General features: G+C 42.8%; 1 protein-coding gene. It reads left to right on the top strand.

The window, feature by feature from the left end; translation table 11 throughout:
- Nucleotides 1-880, top strand: an 880-nt coding sequence (locus EK369_RS22830; RefSeq protein ID WP_164727083.1) for a tubulin beta chain, incomplete at both ends; no start/stop codon positions are given.

The following is an 880-nucleotide window of genomic DNA, read 5'->3' as shown; positions in this document are numbered from 1 at the left end:
CGGAAATAATTGGGCAAAAGGTCATTACACGGAGGGTGCCGAACTCGTAGACTCAGTTTTAGATGTAGTACGAAAAGAAGCTGAATCATGTGATTGTTTACAAGGATTCCAACTTACACATTCTCTTGGAGGAGGTACTGGTTCTGGATTGGGAACGTTGCTCATTTCAAAAATCCGCGAAGAATATCCAGATAGGATAATGAACACATTCTCAGTCGTACCCTCGCCCAAAGTATCCGACACCGTTGTAGAACCCTATAATGCTACCCTATCCGTCCACCAATTAGTAGAAAACACTGACGAAACGTACTGTATCGATAACGAAGCTCTATATGACATCTGCTTTAGAACGTTAAAATTGACCACACCAACCTACGGAGATCTGAATCATTTAGTATCCCTCACAATGTCTGGAGTAACAACGTGTTTACGATTCCCTGGTCAATTAAATGCAGATCTTAGGAAATTGGCTGTCAACATGGTACCATTCCCTCGACTCCACTTCTTCATGCCCGGCTTTGCACCACTTACATCGAGAGGAAGCCAACAGTACAGAGCCTTGACCGTACCAGAATTAACACAACAAATGTTTGACGCCAAAAATATGATGGCCGCTTGCGATCCACGACATGGACGTTACTTAACCGTTGCAGCTATCTTTAGAGGCCGTATGTCAATGAAAGAAGTTGACGAGCAAATGTTGAACATCCAAAACAAAAACAGTAGCTATTTCGTCGAATGGATACCGAACAACGTCAAGACAGCCGTATGTGACATTCCACCTAGAGGTCTTAAAATGTCAGCTACGTTTATTGGTAATTCTACTGCCATCCAAGAGCTATTTAAACGCATTTCAGAACAGTTCACAGCTATGTTCCGC

This window comes from Shimia sediminis, assembly GCF_003990645.1.
In the GTDB taxonomy this organism is placed as follows: Bacteria; Pseudomonadota; Alphaproteobacteria; order Rhodobacterales; family Rhodobacteraceae; genus Shimia; species Shimia sediminis.
The sequence above is the reverse complement of the archived record's forward strand: the minus strand, read 5'-3'. Positions and strand labels throughout refer to the sequence as shown.